26 protein-coding genes are annotated in these 24,797 nt (G+C 65.7%); 17 read left to right on the top strand and 9 right to left on the bottom strand.

Annotated elements, in window-relative coordinates:
- The first annotated feature begins 2 nt into the window (after positions 1-2).
- Positions 3-1,220, top strand: a complete 1,218-nt coding sequence (gspF, locus tag D7S89_RS19250; RefSeq protein ID WP_121279984.1) for a type II secretion system inner membrane protein GspF — start codon at positions 3-5, stop codon at positions 1,218-1,220.
- Positions 1,221-1,292: 72 nt separating this feature from the next.
- Here gspF and D7S89_RS19245 read toward each other — a convergent pair whose 3' ends face one another.
- Positions 1,293-1,709 (bottom strand): type II secretion system protein N, encoded by a 417-nt coding sequence (locus tag D7S89_RS19245; protein WP_121280344.1) that lies wholly within the window; start codon positions 1,707-1,709, stop codon positions 1,293-1,295.
- 132 nt (positions 1,710-1,841) lie between these two features.
- On the opposite strand from D7S89_RS19245, the gene gspG reads away from it, so the two are divergent.
- The 8 genes from gspG to D7S89_RS19205 all read left to right on the top strand — a co-directional run bounded on the left by gspG (position 1,842) and on the right by D7S89_RS19205 (position 7,970).
- The gene (gene gspG, locus D7S89_RS19240) at positions 1,842-2,309 is read left to right on the top strand and encodes a type II secretion system major pseudopilin GspG (RefSeq protein ID WP_121279982.1); all 468 of its coding nucleotides are present in this window, start codon (positions 1,842-1,844) and stop codon (positions 2,307-2,309) included.
- Between the two features lie 58 nt (positions 2,310-2,367).
- Positions 2,368-2,874, top strand: a complete 507-nt coding sequence (locus D7S89_RS19235; protein ID WP_121279980.1) for a GspH/FimT family pseudopilin — start codon at positions 2,368-2,370, stop codon at positions 2,872-2,874.
- A gap of 2 nt (positions 2,875-2,876) precedes the next feature.
- On the top strand, positions 2,877-3,275 hold the full coding sequence (gene gspI, locus D7S89_RS19230) for a type II secretion system minor pseudopilin GspI (protein ID WP_121280341.1): 399 nt from the start codon (positions 2,877-2,879) through the stop codon (positions 3,273-3,275).
- Positions 3,253-3,963 (top strand): PulJ/GspJ family protein, encoded by a 711-nt coding sequence (locus D7S89_RS19225; protein WP_121279978.1) that lies wholly within the window; start codon positions 3,253-3,255, stop codon positions 3,961-3,963. The genes gspI and D7S89_RS19225 overlap by 23 nt, the downstream gene beginning before the upstream one ends.
- A 2-nt stretch (positions 3,964-3,965) precedes the next feature.
- Positions 3,966-5,132, top strand: a complete 1,167-nt coding sequence (gene gspK, locus D7S89_RS19220) for a type II secretion system minor pseudopilin GspK (protein WP_245983073.1) — start codon at positions 3,966-3,968, stop codon at positions 5,130-5,132.
- A 27-nt stretch (positions 5,133-5,159) separates the two neighbouring features.
- Positions 5,160-6,608 (top strand): type II secretion system protein GspL, encoded by a 1,449-nt coding sequence (gene gspL, locus D7S89_RS19215; protein ID WP_121279976.1) that lies wholly within the window; start codon positions 5,160-5,162, stop codon positions 6,606-6,608.
- On the top strand, positions 6,605-7,117 hold the full coding sequence (gspM, locus tag D7S89_RS19210) for a type II secretion system protein GspM (RefSeq protein ID WP_245983071.1): 513 nt from the start codon (positions 6,605-6,607) through the stop codon (positions 7,115-7,117). Before gspL ends, gspM begins: the two co-directional genes overlap by 4 nt.
- Positions 7,118-7,190: 73 nt before the next feature.
- Positions 7,191-7,970, top strand: coding sequence for a type II secretion system protein N (locus D7S89_RS19205; protein WP_121279972.1), 780 nt, complete (start codon positions 7,191-7,193; stop codon positions 7,968-7,970).
- A 22-nt stretch (positions 7,971-7,992) separates the two neighbouring features.
- Here the strand turns inward: D7S89_RS19205 and D7S89_RS19200 are convergent, their stop codons facing one another.
- Entirely contained in the window at positions 7,993-9,531 is a 1,539-nt protein-coding gene (locus tag D7S89_RS19200) for an efflux transporter outer membrane subunit (RefSeq protein WP_121279970.1), read from the bottom strand.
- A 216-nt stretch (positions 9,532-9,747) separates the two neighbouring features.
- On the opposite strand from D7S89_RS19200, the gene D7S89_RS19195 reads away from it, so the two are divergent.
- Complete coding sequence (locus D7S89_RS19195) at positions 9,748-11,316, top strand: DHA2 family efflux MFS transporter permease subunit (protein ID WP_121279968.1); 1,569 nt, start codon at positions 9,748-9,750, stop codon at positions 11,314-11,316.
- A gap of 66 nt (positions 11,317-11,382) precedes the next feature.
- On the opposite strand, the gene D7S89_RS19190 is transcribed toward D7S89_RS19195, so the two are convergent.
- The 4 genes from D7S89_RS19190 to ada form a co-directional block, all read right to left on the bottom strand.
- The gene (locus tag D7S89_RS19190) at positions 11,383-11,829 is read right to left on the bottom strand and encodes a hypothetical protein (protein WP_121279966.1); all 447 of its coding nucleotides are present in this window, start codon (positions 11,827-11,829) and stop codon (positions 11,383-11,385) included.
- 131 nt (positions 11,830-11,960) lie between these two features.
- Positions 11,961-13,577: a glutamate--cysteine ligase gene (gene gshA, locus D7S89_RS19185; RefSeq protein WP_121279964.1), complete on the bottom strand. Its 1,617-nt coding sequence runs from the start codon at positions 13,575-13,577 to the stop codon at positions 11,961-11,963.
- 134 nt (positions 13,578-13,711) lie between these two features.
- Complete coding sequence (locus tag D7S89_RS19180; RefSeq protein ID WP_121279962.1) at positions 13,712-14,647, bottom strand: DNA-3-methyladenine glycosylase family protein; 936 nt, start codon at positions 14,645-14,647, stop codon at positions 13,712-13,714.
- Positions 14,644-15,735: a bifunctional DNA-binding transcriptional regulator/O6-methylguanine-DNA methyltransferase Ada gene (gene ada / locus D7S89_RS19175; RefSeq protein ID WP_121279960.1), complete on the bottom strand. Its 1,092-nt coding sequence runs from the start codon at positions 15,733-15,735 to the stop codon at positions 14,644-14,646. Before ada ends, D7S89_RS19180 begins: the two co-directional genes overlap by 4 nt.
- 390 nt (positions 15,736-16,125) lie before the next feature.
- Between ada and D7S89_RS19170 the strand changes: the two genes are divergently transcribed.
- On the top strand, positions 16,126-16,551 hold the full coding sequence (locus D7S89_RS19170) for a VOC family protein (RefSeq protein WP_121279958.1): 426 nt from the start codon (positions 16,126-16,128) through the stop codon (positions 16,549-16,551).
- A 37-nt stretch (positions 16,552-16,588) separates the two neighbouring features.
- Here D7S89_RS19170 and D7S89_RS19165 read toward each other — a convergent pair whose 3' ends face one another.
- Positions 16,589-17,143 (bottom strand): YaeQ family protein, encoded by a 555-nt coding sequence (locus tag D7S89_RS19165; RefSeq protein WP_121279956.1) that lies wholly within the window; start codon positions 17,141-17,143, stop codon positions 16,589-16,591.
- Positions 17,144-17,251: 108 nt separating this feature from the next.
- Positions 17,252-17,596, bottom strand: coding sequence for a surface attachment protein Sap1 (sap1, locus tag D7S89_RS19160; RefSeq protein WP_121279954.1), 345 nt, complete (start codon positions 17,594-17,596; stop codon positions 17,252-17,254).
- A 532-nt stretch (positions 17,597-18,128) separates the two neighbouring features.
- On the opposite strand from sap1, the gene D7S89_RS19155 reads away from it, so the two are divergent.
- Together D7S89_RS19155 and D7S89_RS19150 are read left to right on the top strand one after the other, a co-directional pair.
- Positions 18,129-18,755 carry a LysE family translocator gene (locus D7S89_RS19155; RefSeq protein WP_121279952.1) on the top strand — a complete coding sequence of 209 codons (627 nt, stop codon included), beginning with the start codon at positions 18,129-18,131 and terminating at the stop codon, positions 18,753-18,755.
- A gap of 117 nt (positions 18,756-18,872) precedes the next feature.
- Positions 18,873-19,088: a hypothetical protein gene (locus tag D7S89_RS19150; RefSeq protein ID WP_121279950.1), complete on the top strand. Its 216-nt coding sequence runs from the start codon at positions 18,873-18,875 to the stop codon at positions 19,086-19,088.
- 53 nt (positions 19,089-19,141) lie between these two features.
- Here the strand turns inward: D7S89_RS19150 and D7S89_RS19145 are convergent, their stop codons facing one another.
- Positions 19,142-19,888 (bottom strand): IclR family transcriptional regulator, encoded by a 747-nt coding sequence (locus D7S89_RS19145; protein WP_121279948.1) that lies wholly within the window; start codon positions 19,886-19,888, stop codon positions 19,142-19,144.
- A gap of 441 nt (positions 19,889-20,329) precedes the next feature.
- Here D7S89_RS19145 and D7S89_RS19140 point away from each other — a divergent pair, with 441 nt between their 5' ends.
- From D7S89_RS19140 to cysD, 4 genes are all read left to right on the top strand, one after another.
- Positions 20,330-22,015: a methyl-accepting chemotaxis protein gene (locus tag D7S89_RS19140; RefSeq protein ID WP_121279946.1), complete on the top strand. Its 1,686-nt coding sequence runs from the start codon at positions 20,330-20,332 to the stop codon at positions 22,013-22,015.
- Between the two features lie 119 nt (positions 22,016-22,134).
- Positions 22,135-22,872 carry an adenylyl-sulfate kinase gene (cysC, locus tag D7S89_RS19135; RefSeq protein WP_121279944.1) on the top strand — a complete coding sequence of 246 codons (738 nt, stop codon included), beginning with the start codon at positions 22,135-22,137 and terminating at the stop codon, positions 22,870-22,872.
- Positions 22,869-23,996 (top strand): sulfotransferase family protein, encoded by a 1,128-nt coding sequence (locus D7S89_RS19130; protein WP_121279942.1) that lies wholly within the window; start codon positions 22,869-22,871, stop codon positions 23,994-23,996. The genes cysC and D7S89_RS19130 overlap by 4 nt, the downstream gene beginning before the upstream one ends.
- Before the next feature lie 18 nt (positions 23,997-24,014).
- On the top strand, positions 24,015-24,797 hold a 783-nt coding region (gene cysD / locus D7S89_RS19125), incomplete at its 3' end, for a sulfate adenylyltransferase subunit CysD (RefSeq protein WP_121279940.1).

Raw genomic sequence — 24,797 nt, 5'->3', positions numbered from 1 at the left:
GCATGCCGGCATTTCGTTTCGAAGCGATCGATACGGCGGGACGCGCGCAGAAGGGCGTGCTCGATGCCGACAGCGCGCGTGCGGCGCGCGGACAGCTGCGCACGCAGGGGCTGACGCCACTCGTCGTCGAACCGGCTGCGAGTGCGGCGCGCGGCGAACGCAGCCGGCGCCTCGCATTGGGGCGCAAGCTGTCGGCGCGCGAGCAGGCGATTCTGACGCGGCAGCTCGCGAGCCTGCTGACGGCCGGCCTGCCGCTTGACGAATCGCTGGCCGTACTGACCGATCAGGCCGAGCGCGACTATGTGCGCGAGCTCGTCGCCGCGATTCGCGGCGAGGTGCTCGGCGGCCATTCGCTGGCCAATGCGCTCTCGCAGCATCCGCGCGATTTTCCCGACATCTACCGTGCGCTCGTGGCAGCCGGCGAGCACACGGGCAAGCTCGGGCTCGTGCTGTCGCGGCTGGCCGACTATATCGAGCAACGCAACGCGCTCTCGCAGAAGATCGTGCTCGCGTTCACGTATCCCGCCATCGTTACGCTGATCGCGCTCGGCATCGTGACGTTCCTGCTCAGCTATGTCGTGCCGCAAGTCGTGAACGTGTTCGTGGGGACGAAGCAGCAGCTGCCGTTCCTGACGGTGATGATGATGGCGCTGTCGGGTTTCGTGCGCCAATGGTGGTGGGCGATGCTGATCGGTGTGGTCCTCATCGTCTACATCATCCGCACGATCCTCGCGCAAGCGGGGCCGCGGCTCGCTTTCGACCGATGGCTGCTGACGGCGCCGCTCGCGGGCAAGCTCGTGCGCGGCTACAACACGGTGCGCTTCGCGAGCACGCTCGCGATTCTGACGGCGGCCGGCGTGCCGATCCTGCGCGCGTTGCAGGCGGCGGGCGAAACGCTGAACAACCGGGCGATGAGCGGCAACGTCGACGATGCGATCGTGCGTGTGCGCGAAGGCACGTCACTCTCGCGCGCGCTCGGCAACACGAAGACGTTTCCGCCCGTGCTCGTGCATTTGATTCGTTCGGGCGAAGCGACGGGCGACGTGACGACGATGCTCGATCGCGCCGCCGACGGCGAGGCACGCGAGCTCGAGCGCCGTACGATGTTTCTGACGAGCTTGCTCGAGCCGCTGTTGATTCTGGCGATGGGTGGGATAGTGCTCGTGATCGTGCTTGCCGTGATGCTGCCGATCATCGACCTGAACAATATGGTGCAGTGACCGAGTGACCGCCGGGTTAAACGGATAAGGCGGTCACTCGGTCATGCTGTACAGCTATAACGCGGTGGCCCGTCAGCGTACGTAGATGGTCGGGCCGCCAGGGTTGGTCGGCAGAAAGATTTCGGAATGCGCGCCGTTGTGATCGATGACGATCGAGCGGGCGCGTACTTCGGCAAGCGTGGCGCCGTCCGTGATCTTGCTGCCCAGCGAGACGGTATGCGCGGGTTCGTCGCCGACACCGACGATGGCCGCGGCGCCTTCGCGCAGTGCCAGGATGCCGATGAGCCTGATGCTGCGATTGACTTCGTGTGTGAGCTTGCCGCCGAACAGTGTGGCGGCATCGTCAATCGATGCCATTGGCTGCACGGCGGCGGCTGGCTGTGGTGGAGGTGTCGGACGCGCGGTCAGAGTCACGATCCAGTAAGTGAGGGTCGCGCAGAAAACCGCGAACAGCGCGAACGACAGTAGGCGGATTTGCAGAGTATTCATGCGTGCCATTGTACGGATTAATCGACGGTTTGCGCTGCATCGTCAATTCTGACGGTGCGGACGATTACAATCACCGGCCTAAACGAAGCGTCATGCGCTTCACAGATTCTTCTTAGAGCGAGGTAGCGAACTATGCAAGTGTGGACTCAACGGCGTACGAACATCGCAGTATCGCGCGCGCAGCGGCAGCGTGGCTTTACGCTGATCGAAATCATGGTCGTGATCGCCATCCTCGGCATTCTTGCCGCGTTGATCGTGCCGAAGATCATGAGCCGCCCCGACGAAGCGCGTCGTGTCGCGGCGCTGCAGGACATCCGCAGCATGCAACAGGCGCTCGATCTGTACAAGCTCGACAACGGCCGCTATCCGACACAAGAGCAAGGCTTGCAGGCACTCGCGCAAAAGCCGGCGAACGATCCGATCCCGAACAACTGGAAGGAAGGCGGCTATCTGGCGCGTCTGCCGAACGATCCGTGGGGGCATCCGTATCAATATCTGAACCCGGGCACGCACGGCGAGGTCGATATCTTCAGCTATGGGCAGAACGGCGAGACGCGTGGCGCGAATGGCGCGGATACCGTCATCGGCAACTGGCAATGAACCTGCGCGTGGGCCGTTTTTCGCGGCCCACCGCCTGAACGAGGCTTCGTAGGCAATCATGACGCGATCGGCGCGCAGCTCGAGTTTTCCACGCGGTAGCGATCAAGCGCACCGCGCGCACGGCTTTACGCTGATCGAAATGCTCGTCGTGCTCGTCATTGCCGGCATTCTCGTCTCGCTCGCGTCGATCTCGCTCACGCGCAACCCGCGCACCGATCTGAACGAGCAGGCGCAGCGTCTCGCGTTGCTGTTCGAATCGGCGTCCGACGAAGCGCAGGTGCGCGCGCGGCCCATCGCCTGGGAGCCCGTCGCGGGAGGCTACCGCTTCGATATGCGCACCGAGGACGGCTGGCGTCCGCTCTCGCGCGACCAGCTGCTGCGCGAGCGTCACTGGGAAGGCGGCGTGACCGACGTGTCGATCGACTATCCGGGCTCGGATCTGCATCCCGAGCGGCTCGTGTTCGGTGCGGAAAGCATTGGCCAGGCCGTCACGGTGACGCTCTTTTCGGCTGTCGGGCGCGCGACGATCGTCGGCACCGGCAACGGCCGCTACCAGGTGCGTTGACGATGCGCGACCGCTCTCGACTCCTGCCCGCTTCGCGCGGCTTCACGATGATCGAAGTGCTCGTGGCCCTCGCGATCATCGCCGTCGCGCTGGGCGCCGCGCTGCGCGCAGCCGGCCTGCTCGCCAGCAACGAGCGTGAACTGCACAACCGCCTGCTTGCAGGCTGGAGTGCCGACAACGTGCTCACGCGGCTGCACCTGTCGCGCGAGTGGCCCGAAGTCGGCTCGCATAGCTTCGATTGCTCGCAAGGCAACCTGGTCCTGACCTGTACCGAAAAAGTCGGCACGACACCGAATCCGGTGTTCCGGCGCGTCGAGGTGTCCGTCTCGATGGCCGGTGAGTCGGGCGTGCTCGCTGAACTCGTCACGGTGATCGGCAATGAGACGAACCGTGCGCTTTGACCGTCGAGCCATCATGCCGCCCCCGCGGGCCGGTCATGCGCGCAAGCGTGCGCGCGGCTTCACGCTGATCGAGCTGATGATCGCGATCACGATCCTCGCCGTCATTGCACTGCTGTCGTGGCGCGGGCTCGATCAGATCATCCGCGCACGTCACACCATCTCGAACGCGATGGAGGACGAGCGCGTGTTCGTCCAGCTGTTCGATCAGCTGCGCATCGACGCACGCCTTGCCGCGACCGACGACGAGGTCGGCCAGCCCGCCATCGCCGTCACCGGCAGCACGTTGCAGGTCGTGCGCACGTTCGGCTTGCCCGGTGACGCGCCGCGCCTGCAGGTCGTGCGCTATCAAATCGCCGAAGGGCGCATCACACGCTATGCGTCGCCGCCCGTCGAATCGGTCGGCCAGCTGCGGCGCACGCTCGCGAGTCCAAGCGTGTCCGGCGACTGGAGCGCTGTTCCGCTGATCAGCGGGGTCGGCCGGATCACCGTGCGCATGTTCGTGCCGCGCGTAGGCTGGACCACGCAGATGAGCGATGTCGAGGGCGAAATCGCCCGTGCCGACAATAATGTGAAGGTGCCGCAATTGGGCAATGCGCCACTCGATCGGGCCGTGAAGGGGATCGAGGTCAGCATCGGGGCGACATCGCTGAAGGTGCCGATCACGCGCACGTTCCTGGTCGGAGAATGACGATGACGATGCGTCCCTCGCGCGTTTCACTTCGACCTATCCATCCAGAGCGCATCGTTCGGGCGCCGCGCGCGTGCCGCGTCCCGCACGCACGCCGCGAGGCGGGCGCGGCCATCATCAGCGCGCTGCTCATCGTCACGCTGTGCGCGGTTCTGGTCGCCGGCCTGCTGTGGCGCCAGCAAGTGCAGATCCGCCGTATCGAGAATCAGCGGCTGCTCGCGCAGGCTCAGTGGGTTTCGCGTGGTGCACTCGACTGGACGCGCCTCATTCTGCGTTCGGAAGCCGATACGGCACCGACCGTCACGTATCTGGGCGGCGTGTGGGCCGTGCCGATCGCGAAGACACGTCTGTCCGATTTTCTCGGTAAGCTCGGTCAAGCCGATGCCCAGCAAGGCGCGCAGACTTATCTATCCGGATCGATCGAAGATGCGCAGGCCAAGTTCAATCTGCGCAATCTCGTCAATATTCCCGCGCCTGGCGCGCTGCAATTGAGCGCGCTGCAGATCGCGTCCTTCCGGCGTCTGCTGACGTCGCTCGGCATGGACGGCAGTCTCGCGAAGAATACGGCCGTGCAATTTCGCACCGCGCTCAGGCAATCGGCCATGCGCTTTCAGTCGCCGGCCAACAGCCCGCTCGGTGCGGCGCCGACACCCGAGCAGATGGCGGGCGCCGTCGTCGGCAATGCGACCGACAAGGCGGGCCTCGAGGACGACAGCAGCGGCGGCAACGCGAGCCTCGATAACGCGCCGCTGCAGATGACGAGCGTCGACGCGCTGCTGAACGTCGATGGCTTCACGCCCGACATGGTGGCGCGTCTGCGTCCGTTCGTCACCGTGCTGCCGACGCAGACGCCCGTCAACATGAATACCGCGCCAGCCGAAGTGGTGGCGGCGATGGTGCCAGGCATGTCGCTCTCGAGCGCGCAGGGGTTCGTCGCGCGCCGGGAATCCACGTTCTTTCGCAACACCAGCGACGTGCAACTCGCGCTGCAAGGCGCCGGTGCTCTATCCCCGTTGATCGATCCGAGCAGCATGGACGTCACGACGAGCTACTTTCTCGTGCATGGACACGTGCAGCACGAACGCGCGGAAGTCGACCGCACGACGCTGATCTATCGCGATCCGCTGACCCACACGACACGCGTCGTGCGCGTCACCGATCAGCCATGAGCAACGCCAACCAGGAGAAAACGGCCTTTGAGCACGTTGATCGTCTTTCTGCCGCCGCGTGATCCGGCGGTGCCGTCGCAGGAATGGCAGTTGCCCGAGATGCCGTTCCTGCTCGTCGACAAGAGTGGGCGCAAGGAGCGCGCCGGACATGCCGCGGTCGCATTCCTGCCGCGCGCCGCGACGACGGTGTTGATCGTCGCCGCCCGCGACATTCTGATGCTCGGCGTCACGCTGCCGCCGCTCAAGGGGCAGCGGCTGCGTCAGGCGCTGCCGAACATCGTCGAGGATCATCTGATCCAGGACGCGCAGACCTGTCACATGGCACTCGATTCGCGGCCACGCGCCGACGGGATGCGCACGGTGGCCGTCGTCGATCGCGGCTGGTTCCGCTTCATCGTCGAGGCGTTCACCACGGCCGGCCATCGCAGCTTGCGCGCGGTGCCCGTCACGCATTGTCTGCCGGGTGTCACTGTACCGGCCGATCAGCGTGCAGCGAGCGAAGCAAACGCCGATCCGGCGACGGCCGAACCGGCCCTGAGCGCCGCGCAAGCGGGCGAGCCGTCTTCCGGCGAGGCGCCTGAAGCGCAAGCCGAGCCTGCGCCGCTCGTCGTCGCGGTGCTCGGCACGGTCGCGCAGACGGCGCCCGCGATCCTCGCCGAAGCTGCCGCGGGTACGGCGCCAGCGCCGATGCCGTTGCCGGCCGTCGAGCCGCGCATCGAGCTCGCGGTCGCGCGCAGCCTGCACGGCGAAGGGCTCGCGGTGCCGATGTCCGCACTGCCCGCGACGCTGACTGCGCTGGCCGGCTCCGCCCCCGTGACCGTCTATGAACTCACCGATTTGCCGAGCGGCGAGCCGCGCCTCGAAGCCGAGGCTGCGCCTGCGCAAGCCGTGCATCTGCGTGCGCTCGCGCAAGCGCAGCCGCTGCGGTTCGAGACGCTCGCGCGCAATGCGCTCGCCTGCACGTTCGATCTGTGCCAGTTCGAATTCGAGTCGCGGCCATGGCGGCTCGATCGCGCGACGCTGCGTCGCCTGCGCCTGCCCATCGCATTGGCCGTGGCGGCGCTCGCTGTCGCCGTCGTGGGCACGAACGTGCAATGGATGATGCTCGCGCGCGAGCGCGACGCGCTCAATGCGCAAATGACGGAGCTGCTGCTCAATGCCTTCCCGAAAACGGCCGCCGTGCTCGATCCGCCCGTGCAGATGACACGCCAGCTCGAGCGTCTGCGCGCGGCCGCCGGGGTGCTTTCGCCCGACGACTATCTCTCGCTGGCCGCGCGCCTGGCGCGTTCGCTGGGCCCCGTGCCGGTCAATGGCGTGGCCGCGCTCGACTACCACGATCGTAAGCTCGAGGTGACCTTCAAACCACAGGTGACGGTCGATCCGGGGCTGAGCCAGCGTCTCGCGCAAAACGGCCTGTCGGGACAGCTCGACAGCAACACCGGCAAATGGACGATCGCGAACAGGAGCGCACCATGAACAAGACTGCACTCATGAACGCCTGGGCCGGGTTCTGGGAGGGGCGTACGGCGCGCGAGAAGACGCTGCTGACATGGGGCGGTGCCGTGATCGGTGTCGTGGTCGTGTATTCGGTGCTGTGGGCGCCCGCGCAGCAAGGGCGTGCGCAATTGCGCGAGACATTGCCGGCGATGCGGCATCAGATCGCGCAGATGACGGCGCAGGCCGACGAGGCCCGCTCGCTCGCCGCAGCCGCGCAAGGGGTGCCGCCGACGGGGGGCGCGCTCAAGGATGCGTTGACGGCCTCGCTGACGCAGAACGGGCTGGCCGGCGCGCAAGTGCAGCTGGCCGGCGACGCCGTCAGCATCGATTTGAAGAACGTCTCGTTCCCCGCCTGGACGATGTGGCTCGACGACGCGCGCCGGCAATTCAAGGTGCACCCCACGCAGACACACGTGACGGCGCTCAAGGCCGATGGCCAGGTCGACGTGTCGGCGACGTTGCAGTCGGCCGCCGCAAGGGGGGGCTAATGAGCGAGCGCATGAACGTAGCGGTGTACCGTCGCGCGTGGCGGCGTCGGACAGCCGATCGGCAGGGACGCGCATGAACGTATGGATGCGGCGTGTCGCGGCTGCCCTGCCGTGGCTCGTCATTGCCGCGCTGTCGTGCGCGGTGACGCTCGTGACGCTGTTCCCCGCGGCCTGGATCACGCCGCGTTTTGCCAAAGCGACGCAGGGCCACGTCAATCTGATCGAGCCGATGGGCTCGCTATGGCACGGCTCGGCCACACTGGTGCTCGCGGCAGGTGCCGACGCGAGCGCCGCCACGCTGTTGCCGGGTCGCATCGAATGGGATACGGCATTCTGGCCGCTGCTGACTGGACGCCTGCGGATGGAGATGCGCCAGACCGAAGCCATGCCTTCTCCCGTGACACTCGATGCCACGCCGCGCGGCGCGACGCTGTCGCAGGGCGCCATCGTCGTGCCTGCCGCGTTGCTGTCGGGGCTCGGCGCGCCGTTCAACACGCTTGATCTGCAAGGCAACGTGCGCATGGGCTGGACGCAATGGCATGCGATTGGCGCGAACGCGTACGGCCAGCTCGAAGTCACGCTGACCGACATGCAATCGCGCGTGTCGCCCATCAAGCCGCTCGGTTCGTATCGCGTCGTGTTCCAATCGCAGGGTGCGGCTTCGACGCTGGATCTGTCGACGCTGAAGGGTCCGTTGCTGCTGACCGGCCACGGCACGATGACGAGCGGCTCGAGCGCGTTTCATGGCGAAGCGAGCGCGGCACCCGAAGCGCGCGACAATCTGATCGGCTTGCTCAACGTGATCGGCCGGCCTACGGGCACCGGCACGGTCACGCTCGACTACAACCGTTGATGGATCTACACCCTTTGCGACGTTACTGAGGGGCCGGCTTGGCGCCCGCAGTGGGCGGCGCGCTGGCCTCACCCGTCTCGCGATCGATCTGTGCGACATCCCAGCCGCCGCCGAGTGCCTTGACGAGCCCCACCGATGACACCATGCGCTGTCCTGCAAGGGTCGAGAGCTTCTGCTCGGCCGAGAACGCCGTCGTCTGAGCCGTCAGCACGTTCAGATAATCGACGGTGCCCGCCTTGTATTCGTTCGTGACGATGACGAGCGCCTGCTTGGCCGAATCGACCGCTTCTCTTTGCACGACGATCTCGCTGGCGAGGATGCGTTGGGACGCAAGGTTGTCCTCGACGTCCTGGAACGCCGCGAGCACGGTCTGCCGGTAGACGGCCACCTGCTGGTCGTACGCGGCGCGCGCGGCTTCGGTTTGCGCGTGGCGCAGGCCGGCGTCGAACAGCGTGGCGGCCAGTTGGGGGCCGACGGTCCAGAAGCGCGACGGCAGCGTGAGCAACTGCGAGAACACCGAGTTCTGGTAGCCGCCCGAGGCCGACAGCGTCAGCGTCGGGAAATAAGCGGATATCGCGACGCCGATCTGCTCGTTGGCCGAAGCCGCCTTGCGTTCCGCGGTCGCGATGTCGGGGCGCCGCTCGAGCAGCGCCGACGGCAATTGCATCGGGATGACAGGCGGTTCGGCATCGAGCGGCGCGGCTGCGATCGAGAACGACGACGCCGGCTCGCCCACGAGCGCCGCGATCGCATGCTCGTTCTGTGCGCGTGCGATGCCGTTGTCGAGCGCCGCGGCCTGCGCCGATTGCCATTGCGTCTGCGCCTGGATCACGTCCGCACGTCCGGCGACGCCTTGCGCGTATCGGTTCTGCGTGAGCTTGAGCGCTTGCTCGTAGGCCGTCACCGTATCGTCGAGCAGCTTTTGCTGCGCATCGAGCGAGCGGAGCTGAAAGTACGTCTGCGCGAGCGTCGCCTGCGTCGATAGCCGCGCGTTCGCGAGATCGGCCGCCGCGCTTTGCTGCGAGGCTTCCTGTGCGCCGACGGTGCGGCTCACCTTGCCCCACAGGTCCGGCTCCCACGACGCGTCGAGCGACAGGCTGAACGCATTGCTGACGCGGCTGGTACTGCCGTTCGAGCTGCCAAGCGCGTTGTTCGTCGACGAGCGCGACAGCTGCTGGCCCGAGCGCGTGGCGCTGGCCGACAAGCCGAGCGTCGGAAAGTAGCTGGCCCGCGCTTCGCTGACCAGCGCGCGCGCCTGCCGATAAGCGGCCGCGAACTGCGCGACGGTCTGGTTGGCGGCGTCGAGCTTGTCCATCAACGCATCGAGCTGCGCATCGTGATAGATCGCCCACCAGCGGCCGCGGTCGGCGCGGTCGCCCGGCTCGGCGAGCTTCCAGCCTGCCGGCGTCTCTTTATAGGAGGCTGGCACGGCCGTGCTGGGCCGGTGGTAATCAGGGCCGACGGCACAAGCGGCCAACGAGCCGGCGAGTGCGAGTGAGAGCGCCGCTGCGAGGGTCGTGCGCGCCGTGCCGATGCAACGGGGAGTGCGAGAAGACAGCATGCCGATCGATTCCTATGCGATCCGGCGATGGTAGCGCAAGCCGCGCCGGGCTTGGGTTACGGCCTGTTACGCCCATTGAAATTCGAAGTATGATTGCATAGAAAAATATTGACACAGCAATCATTTGTCGAGATATTTCGCATAAACGGACTGGCGGCACGCGATGCCGGCCGCCTCACCCCCACCTACCAACGATCGGAAAATGGGCGAAAGCGTATGACAAACGCGGCTTCTCCTGCTATCTCACCGGCTGCGCCGGCGGCTCCGGCGCCGTTGCGTGGCGGCGCGCTTGCGCTGTTGACGGTCGGCCTCGCATTCGGCACGTTCATGGAAGTGCTCGACACCTCGATCGCGAACGTGGCCGTGCCGACGATTTCGGGCAGCCTCGGGGTCGCGACGAGCGACGGCACATGGGTCATTTCGTCTTACTCGGTGGCCGCCGCGATTGCCGTGCCGCTGACGGGCTGGCTGGCGCGGCGTGTCGGCGAGGTGCGCTTGTTCACGCTGTCCGTGCTTGCGTTCACGATCGCTTCGGCACTGTGCGGCCTGGCCACCAATTTCGAATCGCTGATCGGCTTCCGCTTGCTGCAAGGCCTCGTCTCGGGCCCGATGGTGCCGCTCTCGCAGACGATCCTCATGCGCAGCTATCCGCCGCAAAAGCGCGGCCTGGCGCTGGGCTTATGGGCGATGACGGTGATCGTCGCGCCGATCTTCGGGCCCGTGATGGGCGGCTGGATCACCGACAACTACACGTGGCCGTGGATCTTCTACATCAACCTGCCGATCGGCGTGCTGTCGGCCACCTCGGCCTACTTTTTGCTGCGCGGACGTGAGACGAAGACGAGCAAGCAGCCGATCGACGCCGTGGGCCTCACGCTGCTCGTCCTCGGCGTCGGTTCGTTGCAGATGATGCTCGATCTCGGCAAGGATCGCGACTGGTTCAGCTCTGCGTTCATCGTCTCGCTGGCGTTGATCGCGGCGATCGCGCTGGCCTTCCTGCTCGTCTGGGAAGCCACCGAGAAATTACCCGTCATCGATCTGACGCTGTTCAAGGACCGCAACTTCGCGCTGGGCGCCCTGATCATCTTTCTCGGCTACATGGCGTTTTTCGGCTCAGTCGTGATCTTCCCGCTATGGCTCCAGACGGTGATGGGCTACACGGCAGGCCTCGCCGGGCTCGCGACGGCGCCCGTCGGCTTTCTCGCGCTCATCCTCTCGCCGCTGATCGGACGCAACATGCATCGGCTCGACCTGCGCATGGTGGCTAGCCTCGCCTTCGTCGTGTTTGCGGTCGTTTCGCTGTGGAATTCCACGTTTACGCTGGACGTGCCGTTCAACCATGTGATCCTGCCGCGTCTCGCGCAGGGCATCGGCGTGGCGTGCTTCTTCGTGCCGATGACGACGATCACGCTGTCGAGCATTCCCGACGAACGGCTCGCGAGCGCCTCGGGCCTGTCCAACTTCCTGCGCACGCTGGCCGGCGCCATCGGCACGGCGATCAGCACGACCTACTGGGAGAACGACGCGATCTATCACCATGCGGTGCTTTCCGAATCGGTGAGCACTTACTCGCAAAACACGCACGCTTACAGCAACGCGCTGGGTTCGTTAGGCGTGGGCGGCGATGGACTCACGGCGCAGTTGAACGCGATCGTCACGCAGCAGGGCTTCATGATGGCGACCAACGATTTCTTCCGTGTTTCCTGCATCGCATTCGTCGTGCTGGCCGGGCTCGTGTGGATCACGAAGCCCAAGCGCGGCGCCGGGCCGGCGATGGGGCACTGACGCGGATAGCGGGGCGAGTCGCGGTGCGCGGCTGCTCTTGCGGTGCGCTCGCCGGCAAGTACAGCGTCAACGCGGGGGAGGCGGACTTGCCTCGCCTGGCTCACCGGGCGGGGGCTCGGTGCCGCTTCTGACATACAGCTTGAAGTCGGCGCCTGCTTTCCACGGATTGGGATCGCATCCGAGCATGCTGTCGCAACGGGCGGCAAAGCCGATCGTCGCGCTGCCGTCGCCGCCAGGCGTCTTGGTGATTTCGTAGGCGAGCTTGCCGCTGCCGCCAGCCGGCCCTGCCGTCTCGATCAGCGTGTCGGTCTCGCTTCGGAGCTTGTAGCTCGCGTGATGCGACACCCAATCGTGCGCGCGGCGCCACCACAGCGCACATTCGTCGGCGTCCTTGCAGACGAGCGGTGCCGTCGCGATCTGCATCGTTTCCGGACTGACCTGAGTCGTCGGCGGCGGCGCGCACGCTGCGACGAGCGCACAGCACGACATCGCCGCCCAGCACTTCGTCTTCATCGCGACGCCCCTCTTTCAGGTTCTCTCAAGAGGTTCGACGCGTGAACGGCCGGGGCGTTCGCCCGGCCATGCGTGAATGCGTACGGTACTTGCTTCTCGTGCCACCCGAGCTCGTCGAGTGTCGCAGGATGTCAGACGCTGAAGCGCTCGAGCGTGTAGGCGCGGTAGTCGGCGACGAAGGCGTCGAACGACCCCGGCTGTTCGCTGTGTTCGAGCCGGGCTTGCTCGTCGAGCGATTGCGCGGCGAGCGCAGCCGCCGCCTGCACGTCGGCCGGTGCCAGCGGCCGGCCGCGGAAGTACGCGGCATGGGCTTCGCTTTGTGCGAGCCCGAACGCGAGGAAGCTCTGCCCGCGCTCACGCATCGTCTCGAGCACGCGCGCCGACGGTGTCAGGGCCGGATCGGCCAGCTTGGCGCGCTGCGCCGCCACGGCACGCGCGTGTGCATCGCCGCCCGTGAGCGCATCGAGCGCTTGCGCGGCCACCTCGACCTTGGCGAGCCATTCGGCGGCCCAGTCCTGCAGCGACACCGCACTGCCTTCGCGCATCAGTTCGAGCCCGGGCTTGCGGCCCTCGAGCGTGACGCGGCCAAAGTTCGCACCGGCTTCCGCATAGGCTGGCGGCGGCAGCAGCGGGCTTTCTTCGAGCGCACAGACGAGCAGATAGGCATCGAGAAAACGCGCCGTATCGAGGTCGATGCCGCAAGGCACGAACGGATCGATGTCGAGGCAGCGCACCTCGACGTATTGCACGCCGCGCGCCGCGAGCGCATGCAGCGGCCGTTCGCCCGTGTTCGTGACACGCTTGGGACGAATCGTCGAATAGAACTCGTTCTCGATTTGCAGCACATTGGTGTTGATTTGCACCCACTCGCCGTCGCGATGCGTGCCGATCGCCTCATAAGGCGGATACGGCTCGCTGACCGCGCGCGCGAGCGCGTCGAGGTAGCCCGGCAGCGTGTCGTAGTCGGGCTGCAGCGCGGCCTGCGCGGTGGTGTTCGAGTAGCCGAGATCGCTCATGCGCAGGCTCGTCGCGTACGGGCGATAGAGCGTATCGGCATCGAACGTCTCGAGCGCGTGCGGACGGCCGCGCAGGAAGTGCCGGTCGAGTGCGGGCGATGCGCCGAACAGGTACATCAGCAGCCAGCTCGTGCGGCGGAAGTTGCGGATCAGCGCGAGGTAGCGCGCGGACTGGAAGTCGACAGCCGTGGCCGGCGACGGATTGGCGGCATGCAGCAGGCGCCACGCTTCCTCGCTCAGCGAGTAGTTGTAGTGGATGCCCGCGATGCACTGCATCGTGCGCCCGTAACGCAGCGCAAGCCCGCGCCGGTAGACGTGCTTGAGCCGGCCGATGTTCGACGTGCCGTACTTCGCGATGGGAATCTGGTCGTCGGCCGGCAGCTGGCCCGGCATCGAGTGGGTCCACAGCAACTCGCCGTCGAGCTTGGCGTAGACGAATCGATGCAGCTCGTCGAGCCGCTCGAGCGTGAGCGCGGGCGTGCGCTCGGCCGGCGTGATGAGCTCGAGCAGCGCTTCCGAGTAGTCGGTCGTCAGCGAGGGATGCGTGAGCGCCGAGCCGAGCGCGCGCGGATGCGGCGTCGTCGCGAGCGAGCCGCCGGCGGCGATGCGCAAGCTTTCCTTCTCGATGCCGCGCAGGCCATGCGCGAGCACGTCACGCGCAGCAGGCGACGTGAGAGCGGACAGGCGTTGCGCGAACGTCTCTGAACAGGGTGTCGATTGTTTATCTGACATCGAAGCCGGCCGGGAGCCTGGCGCGGTGTGCTGCGCGGCGCCTCGAGCGCAATTATTTTTGGGTAGCGGGCACTTTAACACCGCGCCGCCAAGCTCGCTTGAGGCCAATGCAGGCAAGGCTCCAGCCGCTACCCCTACCCGCCGCGCGTACCGCTCGTCCGGTCGGTGATCTCATTCCACAGATGCATCGCGGCGTACGCGCGCCACGGGCGCCAGCCTTCCGTGCGGGCACGCTGCGCTGCCGGGCGCGTGAGCGTGGCATCGCGCGCGGCGATCGATTGCATCAGCACGAGATCGGTGGCGGGCCACGCGTCGGGGTCGCGCCACGCGCGCATGGCGATGTATTCGACGGTCCAGGGTCCGATGCCGGGCAGTGCCAGCAAGGCCGCGCGCAGCGCCGCGAGGTCGGCGCCGCGGGGGCTGCGATCGGCCGTGCCGCCGTCGATCGGCACGTCGCCGCTCGCGACGGCACGCGCGACGCCCTGCAGCGCCGCCACGCGCTTGCCGGGCATGCCGATGTTGGCAAGATCGGCCTCGGCCAGGGCGGCCGGTGTCGGAAAGCGCCAGGCCGTGCCTTCGTGCGCGTGGTCGTCGATGCGCGCGCCGGCCCTGACGACGAGCCGGCCGATCAGCGTCGTCGCCGCTTTCACGCTGACTTGCTGGCCGACGATCGCACGCACGACGAGCTCGAACGCCGACCATGCGCCCGGCACCCGCAGGCCCGGCGCGGTTGCTACGAGCGGTGCCAGCCAGGCATCCTGCGCAAGATGGGCGCCGATCGCGGACGGCTCGGCGCCGACGTCGAACATCGTTGCGACGTGCGGGGCCAGCGTATCGGCGTGATGGCCGGCATCGCCTTCGATGCAGACCACCAGACAGCGTTTGCGCGCATGCCGGCGCACGGTCATGGTGCCGCTCGCGCCGGCCCAGTCGATGGCGCGGCGATAGGCACCGTCCTCGACCGCTTCGACGCCCGGCGTCGCGCGGCCCGCGAAAAAGCGCAACACGCGCGGCCAGTCGTAGGGCGCCTTGAACGGCAGCTCGAAGGTGGTGGCAAGTAGCGTACTCAAGCGGCGTCGTCCAGTTCGGTGGCTTTGGTGGCCACGGCCGCGCTGTGCGCCTCGGCTTCGATCAATGCCGCCTTGCGCGCGAGCCCCCATCGATAGCCGGCGAGCGCCCCGCCCTTCTGGATGACGCGATGGCAAGGAATGGCGAGGGCGACCGGGTTCGACGCACAGGCGCTTGCGACGGCCCGCACGGCGCGCGGCTCGCCGAGCGACTCGGCGATTTCGGTGTAGGTACGCGTTTGACCATACGGGATGCGCCGCAGCGCGTCCCATACCCGTTGACGGAACGCTGTGGTCCCGACGTCGAGCGGCAGGTCGAACGCCTCGCGCCGGCCGTTCAGGTAGGCCTCGATCTGCGCGACGAACGGTGCGATATACGCGCGATCTTCGACGAGTTCCGCGTGGCCGAGCGCATGCCGCAGTTCATCGACCAGCGTGGCCGCTTGATCACCGAAGGCGATGCGGCAGATCCCCTTGCCGGTCGCGGCGACGAGCACTTGACCGAGCGCGGTGTCTGCACAGGCGTAGCGCACGCGCAGTCCGGCGCCCTTGTTGCGGTACGTCGACGGCGCCATGCCGAGCTCGCTCGCGGCACTGTCGTACAGGCGGGAGGACGAGTTGAAGCCAGCGTCCAGCGCGGCGCGCGTGATGTCGTCGCCTCGTTGCAGCGCCTCGCGCAGCGCGGCGCCGCGTCGCGCAGCCTGATATTCGCGCGGCGACACGCCGACGACGCGTTTGAACAGGCGTTGCAGATGGAACGGGCTCACATGGACGGCTTCGCTGAGCTGGGCCAGCGTGAGGCGAGCTTGTGGGTCGGCGTCGAGTGCTGCGCGAGCGCGTTCGACGATGGCCATGTCGCGCGGCAGGCCGCCAGGCCGGCAGCGCTTGCATTCGCGAAAGCCTGCGGCGAGCGCGTCGTCGACGCGGCTGAAAAAGCGCACGTTCTCACGCCGCGGCAGGCGCGAGGCGCAGGACGGGCGGCAAAACACGCCGGTCGTGGCGACGGCATAGAAAAAGGCGCCGTCGGCGCCCGCGTCGCGTTCGACGATGGCATTCCAGCGTTCGGCGTCGGTGTAGTAAGCGCTATGCATCTTGATCCTCGATTTTCGCTGAGAGTACATGGCCTACTGTAGGCCCAGCGCCCTGCCGTGGCGCGCCGAATCTTGCGCTCTAATCGGTTATTCAGCCTGCTGTCGGCCGCAGCGCCGCGGCTTATCGGTTTTTGTAATTTTCATTCATAAAAAAGATATTGCGTTGCACCATCGATCTGTGTATAGTGGGTCTTGTCTCCTCCATGTCTCCTCCTGATATGGATTCACCCGCTCTGATCGAGCGGGTTTTTTTTTGCCCTTCCCTTTTCTGCATTGATACGCTGCGCTTGCCCGGCGGGCGCTGCCGTACACTCGAAATTGCCACAACGCGCCTGCTGCGGCGCGGGACACCGCGCCCAATGGCGGCGCGAAGTCATAGGAGTTGCCTCGATGAAGCTGACCATCCGCGAAATCGACCACGTGGTGTTGCGCGTGGTCGACCAGAAGGCCATGACGCGCTTTTACTGCGACGTGCTTGGCTGCAGCGTCGAGAAGGAGCAGTCCGATATCGGGCTCGTCCAGCTGCGTGCGGGGCGCTCGATGATCGATCTGCTGGCCGTGGGTTCGAAGATCGACCGCCCGGAAAGCGGTGCGCCCGGGGCCGGCTGCAACATGGATCATCTGTGTTTGCGCGTCGAACGGTACGACGGCGAAGCGCTCGCCGCGCATCTGACCGCGCACGGGGCGCGGCTCGGCACCGAGGGCCGCCGCTACGGCGCCGATGGCTTCGGGCAGTCGCTGTACCTGTTCGATCCCGAAGGCAACATGGTGGAGCTCAAAGGTCCGCCCGAGGGTGAGCGGGTCACGTCGCTGTAACCCCCTCGCAGCTCCGGCGCGTCGCGCTTGCTGCCGATTATTCGCCGTCGCGCGCCTTCAGCGTCGTCCATTCGATGACGACCGGTTCGGCTTGGGCGCTCGTGAGCCATGCTGCGCCGTCCTGCACCGTCATTTGCAAGCGCATCGTCCGCTCGGCGAGCTTGCCCAGCGCTTCGGCCACGTCGGCCCCGAGCGACCATACGCGCACGTTGCGCAGGCGTTCCACCTTGCTGCGCACGCCTTGCCACCAGATGTCGGAGGTGCGGCCGCCATAGGCGATGACGACGACGTCGTCAGCCCGCCCGCTGGCTTTCGCGATACGCCGTTCATCGGGCTGGCCGACCTCGATCCAGCGCTCGATCGCGCCGGTCAGATCCTTCTGCCAAAGATCGGGCTCATCGGTATCGGACAAGCCCTTGCAGAACTCGAGCCGCTCGGCGGCGAACAGGCCGAACGCGGCGACGCGCACCATCATGCGCTCGTCGGTTTCGGAGGGGTGGCGTGCGATCGTCAGCGAGTGATCGCCGTAGTAATGCCGATCCATGTCGGCAATTTGGAGTTCTGCTTTGTAAATCGTCGATTTGAGAGCCATATGGGGCACGGGCGAGCCGCTTGCATTCGTTCTGGCGCGTGATCATAGCGTTGAATCGACGATCACGCGCAAACGAAGGAAAGCCGACGTGCCGCGCGCCCCTGCCGCTTATTGCTTGATGAAGGCGTCGTGCGTCCAGAGGCCTTGGGTGTCGCCGTTGCCGGCATTGACGAATTCGACGTCATGGCCGACGACGCGCACGATGCGGAAATCCGAATGCTCAGGCGTGGAGAGGCATTCATAGCCGGCGAAGAATTGCTGCATCTTCTGTTGCTCGCCGGCCTGCGCGTGTTGATACGCGGCGTCGAACTTGTCCTTGGACAGGCACCCATAAGCGTTGGGTCTGAATTGGAACGTCTGCTGCGGCTTGAACACAGCGTCTTGCGCTTGCGCGAGCGAGGCTGCGGCGGCCAGGCCGACCAGCATAAAAAGCATTCCGGCTTGCTTCTTCATGTTATGCCTCCATGCGGGCCTTGGTATGGTTAGCTATGTATTTAAAGGCAATTGAAAACCCGCGGTTCCCAGCCTAGAGCATGCGCGTGGAAGTACAAGCACAACTTGTGTGCATCTGCAAAAGCGACTGATTGCCGCACCCTGTCGCAGGGCATCGAGCTATGCGGCGCGGCTGGTGGGAGGCCGCCGGCCACGAGCGCACCGTGTGTGGGCGTCGCGCGCAAAACCCCGACGAATAAGCCGCTCTCGAAAGTGCGCCGTTTGAAAAGCAGAACGAATTAAGTTGCTTACTAAATACCGTGCCAAATTGACGCGGCGCACACAAAGTCGTTTTCGAAGTGGGGCGAAAACGACGAAATGACGGTTTGGCCTCCCGACAAGAACGATGCCAGCCGACTCATGAACGTGGCGGTCCCTGGAATTTAGGAACACTCGTAGGATCGACCTCGGCTCGCTATAGGCGCTATGCGCAATTGCTTGCTTGTCGCCCGCAAGTCGTGGATAAATGAGATTCCCATCAGGAGGACGTCACATGACCTTGGCTCACTGGCTGCCTTTTGCGATCGCTTCCGCGATCGTCATCATCATTCCCGGTCCTACTGTCTTGCTCGTCGTCTCCTATGCACTCGGCCACGGCCGCCGCTATGTCCTGCCGACCACGGCGGGCGTCGCGCTCGGCGACGTGACGTCGATGACCACCTCGATGCTCGGCCTCGGCGCGCTCTTGGCGGCCTCGGCAGCCTGGTTTGCCGTGGTCAAATGGATCGGCGCGGCCTACCTGATCTATCTCGGCGTGAAGCTGTGGCGCACGCCCGTCAGTGATCCGCAAGCGCCCGACATCTCCGAGACGCGCAAGTGGCGCGTCTTCGCGCATGCTTATTGTGTGACGACGCTGAACCCGAAAAGCATCGTGTTCTTTGTCGCCTTCGTACCGCAATTCATGGACCTGCATGCGCGTGCCTGGCCGCAGATGGCCGTGTTCGAGGCGACGTTCGTGACGCTGGCCACGCTCAATGCATTCGGCTATGCGATGCTCGCGGCGCGGGCGCGGCACGCGATTCGCAGCAAGGCCGTGCAGCGCGTCGTGAACCGCAGCGGCGGCACGCTGCTCGTCTGTGCCGGGGTGCTGGCCGCGGCATGGAAGTCGGCCTCGGCATGACGCGGCCGGGGCCGCATCGCTCATTTCGCCAGTTCGTCGGGACGGGGGGTACTCAATGCGCGATAGCCCACCTGCGCGTGACGAAAGCGGGCAACGCATTTCCCGCACGAGCTTAGAATGGACGAACGTTGTCCGCCGCTGTTCGCGTTCATGCGGAGTCCTATCGTGATCGAACGTCTAATACTGGGTGCATTTCTCGTCTTGCCGCTCTTGATCGTTGCGTTCCTTTTCTCCGACGAATTGTGGCAAGACCATTTGAAGCAAACGCGCGACGGCGGCGCGCGGCATATCGATTGGCGTCACCCGCTGCGCAGCTTGCTGCATCGTCATTGAAACCCCGCGCAAGCACGGCCTGCCAGCACGCACGCTTGCGTTTCCCCCTCTCGTCAATCGGCTTGCAACCGCTGTGAGATCTCGCGCGCCGTCCGGCGGGTGGCATCGATCAGCATCGATTCGCGTCCCGCGGCGCGCAGCGACGGCGCCATCAGCGTGATAGACGCGACACTCGGGCTGCCGCGCGCCGCGCGCGGGAAGATCGGTGCGCTCACGCCCCATACGCCAGGATCGACTTCGCCTTCGCTGATCACGTAGCCGTCGACGCGGATGCGCGCGAGCTGCGCGGCGAGCGCGTCGCGGCCTACGTCGTCGCCGGCGAACACCTGGTCGAGGATGTCGGTGCAGCGGTGCTCGTTCATGAACGCCAGCAGCGATTTGGCCGACGCCCCGGCTCTGAGGGGCACGGCGCGCCCTTTTTCGAACGAGCAGCGCAGCGAATGGCGGCTCTCGACCATCTCGAGACACACGACCTGCTGCTTGACGGCCACGACGAGTCCGACGCTTTCCTGTGAGGCGTGCGCGAGGCGCTGCATGGCCTCGCGGCTTGCTTCGACGAGGTGCGAGCCCAGCTCGAAACCGAGCGCCAGTTGCAGGCTCACGGGCCCGGGGGCGTATCGGTTGCCGTCTTCGGACACGAAGCCCCAGCGCCTGAGCAGCGCGATCTGCCGATACAGCGTGCTCTGCGCGAGGCCCGTGTGCTCGACGAGCTCCCTGACCGACATGGCTTTGCCGTGATGCGCGAGCGACGCGAGCACGTGAAGAATCCGCTCGGCGCCGGAATTGGGCTTTTCCTGCATGAGCGACGGGTCCCGAGACCGATATGTCTTAGGTTTTAGCACGTCGGGAATGCGCTTTGCGCGCAAATTCGACAATTCCCGCCTGGGTGATGAGGTTGTTAGACCGGCATGTCCATCAGGAGCCCCGAATACTCCCATCACAGGGAAATCGGTTATTTGTGAAAGTCAGGAAATTAATGCGCGTTATCCGCTTAGTTAAAGCAGACGGTTATCGTTTCTCTTCGCCGCTCATATCGTTAATGATCCGGTGAAAAATAATTTCAGACATTGTCGTCATAAAGTTAATTATTTTGTAAGCCACGTCTCAAGTCTGATCATTTCAGTGCCGTTCACGCCGCTTATATCGCCAGGGTCATCCTTAGTCCCCCTATAGCGATAACCCATGCCGAGGGCGCGTAGTCGCAGGGGAGGCCCGGGCATTCCACAAAGGTGGCACATCAAATGAACTTCTCTCGCATGAAGGTCGCGACCCGGCTCGGGTTCGGTTTCGCGCTCATCTCTTTGCTGCTCGTGATCGTCGCGTTGTTCGGGCTGCAACGTATGGCAAAACTCGAGGCGGCGATGGTCGAGATTACCGACGTCAATTCCGTCGAAGCGCAGCTTGCCAATCGGCTGGATCAAAGCATTTCGAATCGTGCGCTGGCCGTGCGTAATTTGCTTTTGTTGCAGGCCGATCAAGCCGATCAGGTTCAAAAGGAAGCGAGCCGCATGGCTGCCGAAGCCGATGCGTACGAGCAAAGCCAGACCAAGCTCGCCGCGATGTTCGCGCTGCCGGGCACGACCTCGCAGGAAACCACGCTGCTCGAGCAGATCCGCCAGCAGAGCGAACTGGCGCGTCCTCTCATGGACAAGGCCAAGGCGCTCGCGCTCGCGGGCCAGAAGGACGACGCTTACCGCGTGCTGCGTAACGACCTGCGCCCCGTGCAAGCCGAATGGTGGGAGCGCGTGCGCGAGCTGCGCGAGGTGGAGCACACGCAGAACGATGCGCTGACCGCCGACGCCAAAGCACTCTATGCCGCGAGCCGCCTGTGGATCGTCGTGCAGGCGGCGCTGGCGTTGTTCGCGAGCGTCGTCGCGGCTACGTTGATCACGCGCGGCCTGCTCCAGCAGCTCGGCGGGGAGCCGGCCGATGCGGCCGAAGCCGCGGGCCGCGTGGCCACGGGCGACTTGACCATCGAGGTCATCGTGAAGGACGGCGATACGACGAGCCTCATGCACGCGATGAGGACGATGCGGGAGAGCCTGACCGTGATCGTGAGCCAGGTGCATGCGAGCACGAGCACGATGGCGGCTGCCGTGGGCCAGATCGCGAGCGGCAACCTCGATCTCTCCGCGCGCACGGAGCAGCAGGCTGCGTCGCTCGAAGAAACCGCTGCTTCGATGGAGGAACTCACGGCGACCGTCAAGCGCAACTCCGCGCATGCGCGCCAGGCCAACGAACTGGCCGTTTCGGCCTCGGTGGTGTCCGAGCGTGCGGGTAATGCCGTCGCCGACGTGGTCGAGACGATGAGTGCGATTCACGATGCCTCGCAAAAGATCGTCGACATCATCGGCGTGATCGACAGCATCGCATTCCAGACCAACATCCTTGCACTGAACGCGGCCGTCGAAGCGGCGCGCGCGGGCGAGCAAGGGCGCGGCTTTGCCGTCGTGGCCTCGGAAGTGCGCAGCCTCGCTCAACGCTCCGCCATGGCCGCAAAGGAAGTGAAGGCGCTGATCGGCACCTCCGTGGAGCAGGTCGAAGTGGGCAATCGCCGCGTCAAGGACGCGGGCGCCACGATGAGCGAGGTGCTCGACGGCGTCAAGCGCGTGACGACGATCATGACCGACATCATGGGCGCCAGCGAAGAGCAGGCCATCGGCATCGAGCAGATCAACCAGGCGCTCACGCAGATGGACCAGGTGACGCAGCAGAACGCGTCGCTCGTCGAGGAGGCCGCCGCCGCTGCCGAATCGATGCGCGAGCAGGCCGACGTGCTCGTGCGGGCCGTCAGCGTGTTCAAGCTCGAACGGCGGGATTGGTCGGCCGCCACTGTGCACCCGGCGAGGCTGGCCGGCAGTGCGGCGCACGATGCCGAGCCGCAAGCGCATGACGCATCGTTCGGCCGCGAACTGCGGCTGGCGTGAAGGTCACTCATCACCGTACACATCGAGTCGTTCCCGTCGTGATCGCGCAGCGGCCTGGCCGATGCGAAAGGAACGACGAACGCGATGGAAAAACGATATGCAGTGCTGAAGGATTGGACATGGTGATGCATCGGGGAACACCGGGCCGGCCTGTGCGCAAGGCGGTCAAGGAAACGGCGAGCGTCGACGACGACGACGGCGACGACGCGCCGGCGAACGTCTTCCGGCATGCGGGCGGTACGGCCTGCGATGCGCGTGCCCGGCAATTCGGCTATGCGGCTTTGACCATCTGGCTCACGGGCTTGAGCGGCGCGGGCAAGTCGACGATCGCCTACGAACTCGAACAGCTGCTTACGCGCGAAAAGCGGCCGTGCGCGGTACTCGATGGCGACAACTTGCGGTACCGGCTCAACCGCGATCTCGGCTTCACGGCCCGTGACCGGCACGAAAACGTGCGGCGTACGGCGGAAGTCGCACGGCTCATGAACGACGCGGGTCTGATCGTGATCGCGTCGCTCGTGTCGCCGTATCGCATCGACCGTGCCACCGCGCGCGGGATCATCGGCGCGTCGCGCTTTGCCGAGGTCTACGTGAGCACGGCGCTCGAAGTGTGCGAGGCGCGTGACCCGAAGGGGCTGTATCGCAAGGCAAGGCGTGGCGAGATCAGCCATTTCACAGGCATTTCGTCGCCTTACGAGCGGCCGGTCGAACCGTCGCTCGTCCTCGACACGGGCAGTCTGCCATGCGGGGCCGCGGCGGCGATGTTGCATGCGTATCTGACCCAGCGTTGCGAGGCAGCGATGGGGCCGACCGGTGAAGCGCGCCGGAGCGCGCAGAACGAGGAGAATCGACCATGACCCCGATCCCGAGCCAATCGACGCGTGGTACGCGCCCGCGTCCCGTCCTCATGATCCCGCTGCGCCGCTGCGGCAGTCATGCGCTGCGTCTGCGCCTGAACTTCAACCCGCAGTTCTACTCGCCGTATCCGTTGCACATCGTCGACTTTATGCCGCTCGTGCCGCTATACGGCAACCTCGAGGACGACCACGCTTACTTCCGTCTCGTGTGCGACGTGATCGGCTTGCAGGCGGCCAGCATGGTCAAGTGGCCCGGCGTCGCGTTCGATCCCGTCGAAGTGTTCGAAGCGATCCGTCATGAGCCACGCAGCGTGCACCGCGTGGTCTGGGAGCTCTTGCTGCGCGCGGGTCAGCAAGCCGGCGCGCGCGTCGTAATGGATAAGTCGCTCGACAGCGTGCACTACGCGCACGAACTGATGGCGCTGCTGCCCGACATGCGGTTTCTGAACGTCGTGCGCGATCCGCGTGCGCAGGTGGCGTCGATGAACCAGGCCATCATCCACGATTTCGACACGCTGCTGAACGCGCAGACCTGGCTTGCGGCTCATCGGGCGGCCGACGAGGTCATTGCGCGCTATCCGGATCGCGTGCTGACCATTCGCTACGAAGACTTCCTCACCCATCAGCGGGCGACGCTCGCACGGGTGTGCGCGTTCTTGCGCATCGACTATCTGCCGCAGATGCTGGACGTGTCGCGCTCGTCGGAGGCCTGGCAGCTCTCGCATTTGTCGGCGCTATGGTCGTCGAATTGCTCCGCGCCGATCGCCGAGCATGCCGACAAGTACAAGCGTCAACTCACGATCAAGGAGATCGCAACGATCGAGACACTGACGGCCGAGTACATGGAGCGCTACGGCTATGAGCGCATGACGGGCAAAGCGGTGCAGCTGGACGAGGCCGAGCTCGATGCCGCGCGCGCTCGTTCCATCGAACGCAAGGCGCAAGCGTGGCGGGCGCTCGAGCAGCAGAACTTCCGCGATTTCGCTTTGCGACGCTTTCGCGCGGACTATCTCGCGACCGTGCGTACGCGCATGCAGCAGTGCGCAGCAGCGAGGCATGACGAAGGCGTTCGCGACGTGTTCCGCTTCGACCGGCTCGATACGACGTTGGAAGTGACCGACTGAAGCAAAGATGGAATCGACATGAGCACGCTATTCGAACCAGTCGATGCCGCCGAGCAAGGCGGCGGGCCGCGCCGCATGGACCACCTCGACTGGTTGGAGGCGGAATCGATCTACATTCTGCGCGAGCTCGTGGCCGAATGCGCGAAGCCGGCGCTGCTGTTTTCCGGCGGCAAGGATTCGGTCGTCGTGCTGCATCTGGCGTTGAAGGCGTTCGGCCTGGGCGCGAACCGCAAGACGGCGCTGCCGTTCCCGCTCGTGCACATCGACACGGGCCACAACTACGACGAGGTCATCGACTTTCGCGATCGCCGCGCCGCCGAGATCGGCGCGCAGCTCGTGGTGGGCCACGTCGAGGATTCGATCAAGCGCGGCACCGTGCGCCTGCGCCGCGAGACCGACTCGCGCAACGCCGCGCAAGCGGTCACGCTGCTCGAGACGATCGACGCGCACGGCTTCACGGCGATGATCGGCGGGGCACGCCGCGACGAGGAGAAGGCGCGCGCCAAGGAGCGCATCTTCTCGTTCCGCGACGAGTTCGGCCAATGGGACCCGAAGGCGCAGCGGCCCGAGCTGTGGAGCCTCTACAACGCGCGCCTGCACGCGGGCGAGCACCTGCGCGTGTTCCCGATCTCGAACTGGACCGAGCTGGACGTGTGGCAGTACATCGCGCGCGAGCAGCTCGAGCTGCCGTCGATCTACTACGCCCACGAGCGCGAGATCGTGCGCCGCAACGGCCTGCTCGTGCCGGTGACGCCGCTCACGCCGATGCGCGAAGGCGAGCGCAGCGAGACGGCGCTCGTG

Source organism: Trinickia fusca (assembly GCF_003628145.1).
In the GTDB taxonomy this organism is placed as follows: Bacteria; Pseudomonadota; Gammaproteobacteria; order Burkholderiales; family Burkholderiaceae; genus Trinickia; species Trinickia fusca.
The sequence above is the reverse complement of the archived record's forward strand: the minus strand, read 5'-3'. Positions and strand labels throughout refer to the sequence as shown.

Bases quoted from the DNA above. Each gene is read 5' to 3' on its own strand.
- gspF (WP_121279984.1), top strand. From the start codon at position 3: ATGCCGGCATTTCGTTTCGAAGCGATCGATACGGCGGGACGCGCGCAG.
- D7S89_RS19245 (WP_121280344.1), bottom strand. From the start codon at position 1,709: ATGAATACTCTGCAAATCCGCCTACTGTCGTTCGCGCTGTTCGCGGTT.
- gspG (WP_121279982.1), top strand. From the start codon at position 1,842: ATGCAAGTGTGGACTCAACGGCGTACGAACATCGCAGTATCGCGCGCG.
- D7S89_RS19235 (WP_121279980.1), top strand. From the start codon at position 2,368: ATGACGCGATCGGCGCGCAGCTCGAGTTTTCCACGCGGTAGCGATCAA.
- gspI (WP_121280341.1), top strand. From the start codon at position 2,877: ATGCGCGACCGCTCTCGACTCCTGCCCGCTTCGCGCGGCTTCACGATG.
- D7S89_RS19225 (WP_121279978.1), top strand. From the start codon at position 3,253: ATGAGACGAACCGTGCGCTTTGACCGTCGAGCCATCATGCCGCCCCCG.
- gspK (WP_245983073.1), top strand. From the start codon at position 3,966: ATGACGATGCGTCCCTCGCGCGTTTCACTTCGACCTATCCATCCAGAG.
- gspM (WP_245983071.1), top strand. From the start codon at position 6,605: ATGAACAAGACTGCACTCATGAACGCCTGGGCCGGGTTCTGGGAGGGG.
- D7S89_RS19205 (WP_121279972.1), top strand. From the start codon at position 7,191: ATGAACGTATGGATGCGGCGTGTCGCGGCTGCCCTGCCGTGGCTCGTC.
- D7S89_RS19200 (WP_121279970.1), bottom strand. From the start codon at position 9,531: ATGCTGTCTTCTCGCACTCCCCGTTGCATCGGCACGGCGCGCACGACC.
- D7S89_RS19195 (WP_121279968.1), top strand. From the start codon at position 9,748: ATGACAAACGCGGCTTCTCCTGCTATCTCACCGGCTGCGCCGGCGGCT.
- D7S89_RS19190 (WP_121279966.1), bottom strand. From the start codon at position 11,829: ATGAAGACGAAGTGCTGGGCGGCGATGTCGTGCTGTGCGCTCGTCGCA.
- gshA (WP_121279964.1), bottom strand. From the start codon at position 13,577: ATGTCAGATAAACAATCGACACCCTGTTCAGAGACGTTCGCGCAACGC.
- ada (WP_121279960.1), bottom strand. From the start codon at position 15,735: ATGCATAGCGCTTACTACACCGACGCCGAACGCTGGAATGCCATCGTC.
- D7S89_RS19170 (WP_121279958.1), top strand. From the start codon at position 16,126: ATGAAGCTGACCATCCGCGAAATCGACCACGTGGTGTTGCGCGTGGTC.
- D7S89_RS19165 (WP_121279956.1), bottom strand. From the start codon at position 17,143: ATGGCTCTCAAATCGACGATTTACAAAGCAGAACTCCAAATTGCCGAC.
- sap1 (WP_121279954.1), bottom strand. From the start codon at position 17,596: ATGAAGAAGCAAGCCGGAATGCTTTTTATGCTGGTCGGCCTGGCCGCC.
- D7S89_RS19155 (WP_121279952.1), top strand. From the start codon at position 18,129: ATGACCTTGGCTCACTGGCTGCCTTTTGCGATCGCTTCCGCGATCGTC.
- D7S89_RS19150 (WP_121279950.1), top strand. From the start codon at position 18,873: ATGGACGAACGTTGTCCGCCGCTGTTCGCGTTCATGCGGAGTCCTATC.
- D7S89_RS19145 (WP_121279948.1), bottom strand. From the start codon at position 19,888: ATGCAGGAAAAGCCCAATTCCGGCGCCGAGCGGATTCTTCACGTGCTC.
- D7S89_RS19140 (WP_121279946.1), top strand. From the start codon at position 20,330: ATGAACTTCTCTCGCATGAAGGTCGCGACCCGGCTCGGGTTCGGTTTC.
- cysC (WP_121279944.1), top strand. From the start codon at position 22,135: ATGGTGATGCATCGGGGAACACCGGGCCGGCCTGTGCGCAAGGCGGTC.
- D7S89_RS19130 (WP_121279942.1), top strand. From the start codon at position 22,869: ATGACCCCGATCCCGAGCCAATCGACGCGTGGTACGCGCCCGCGTCCC.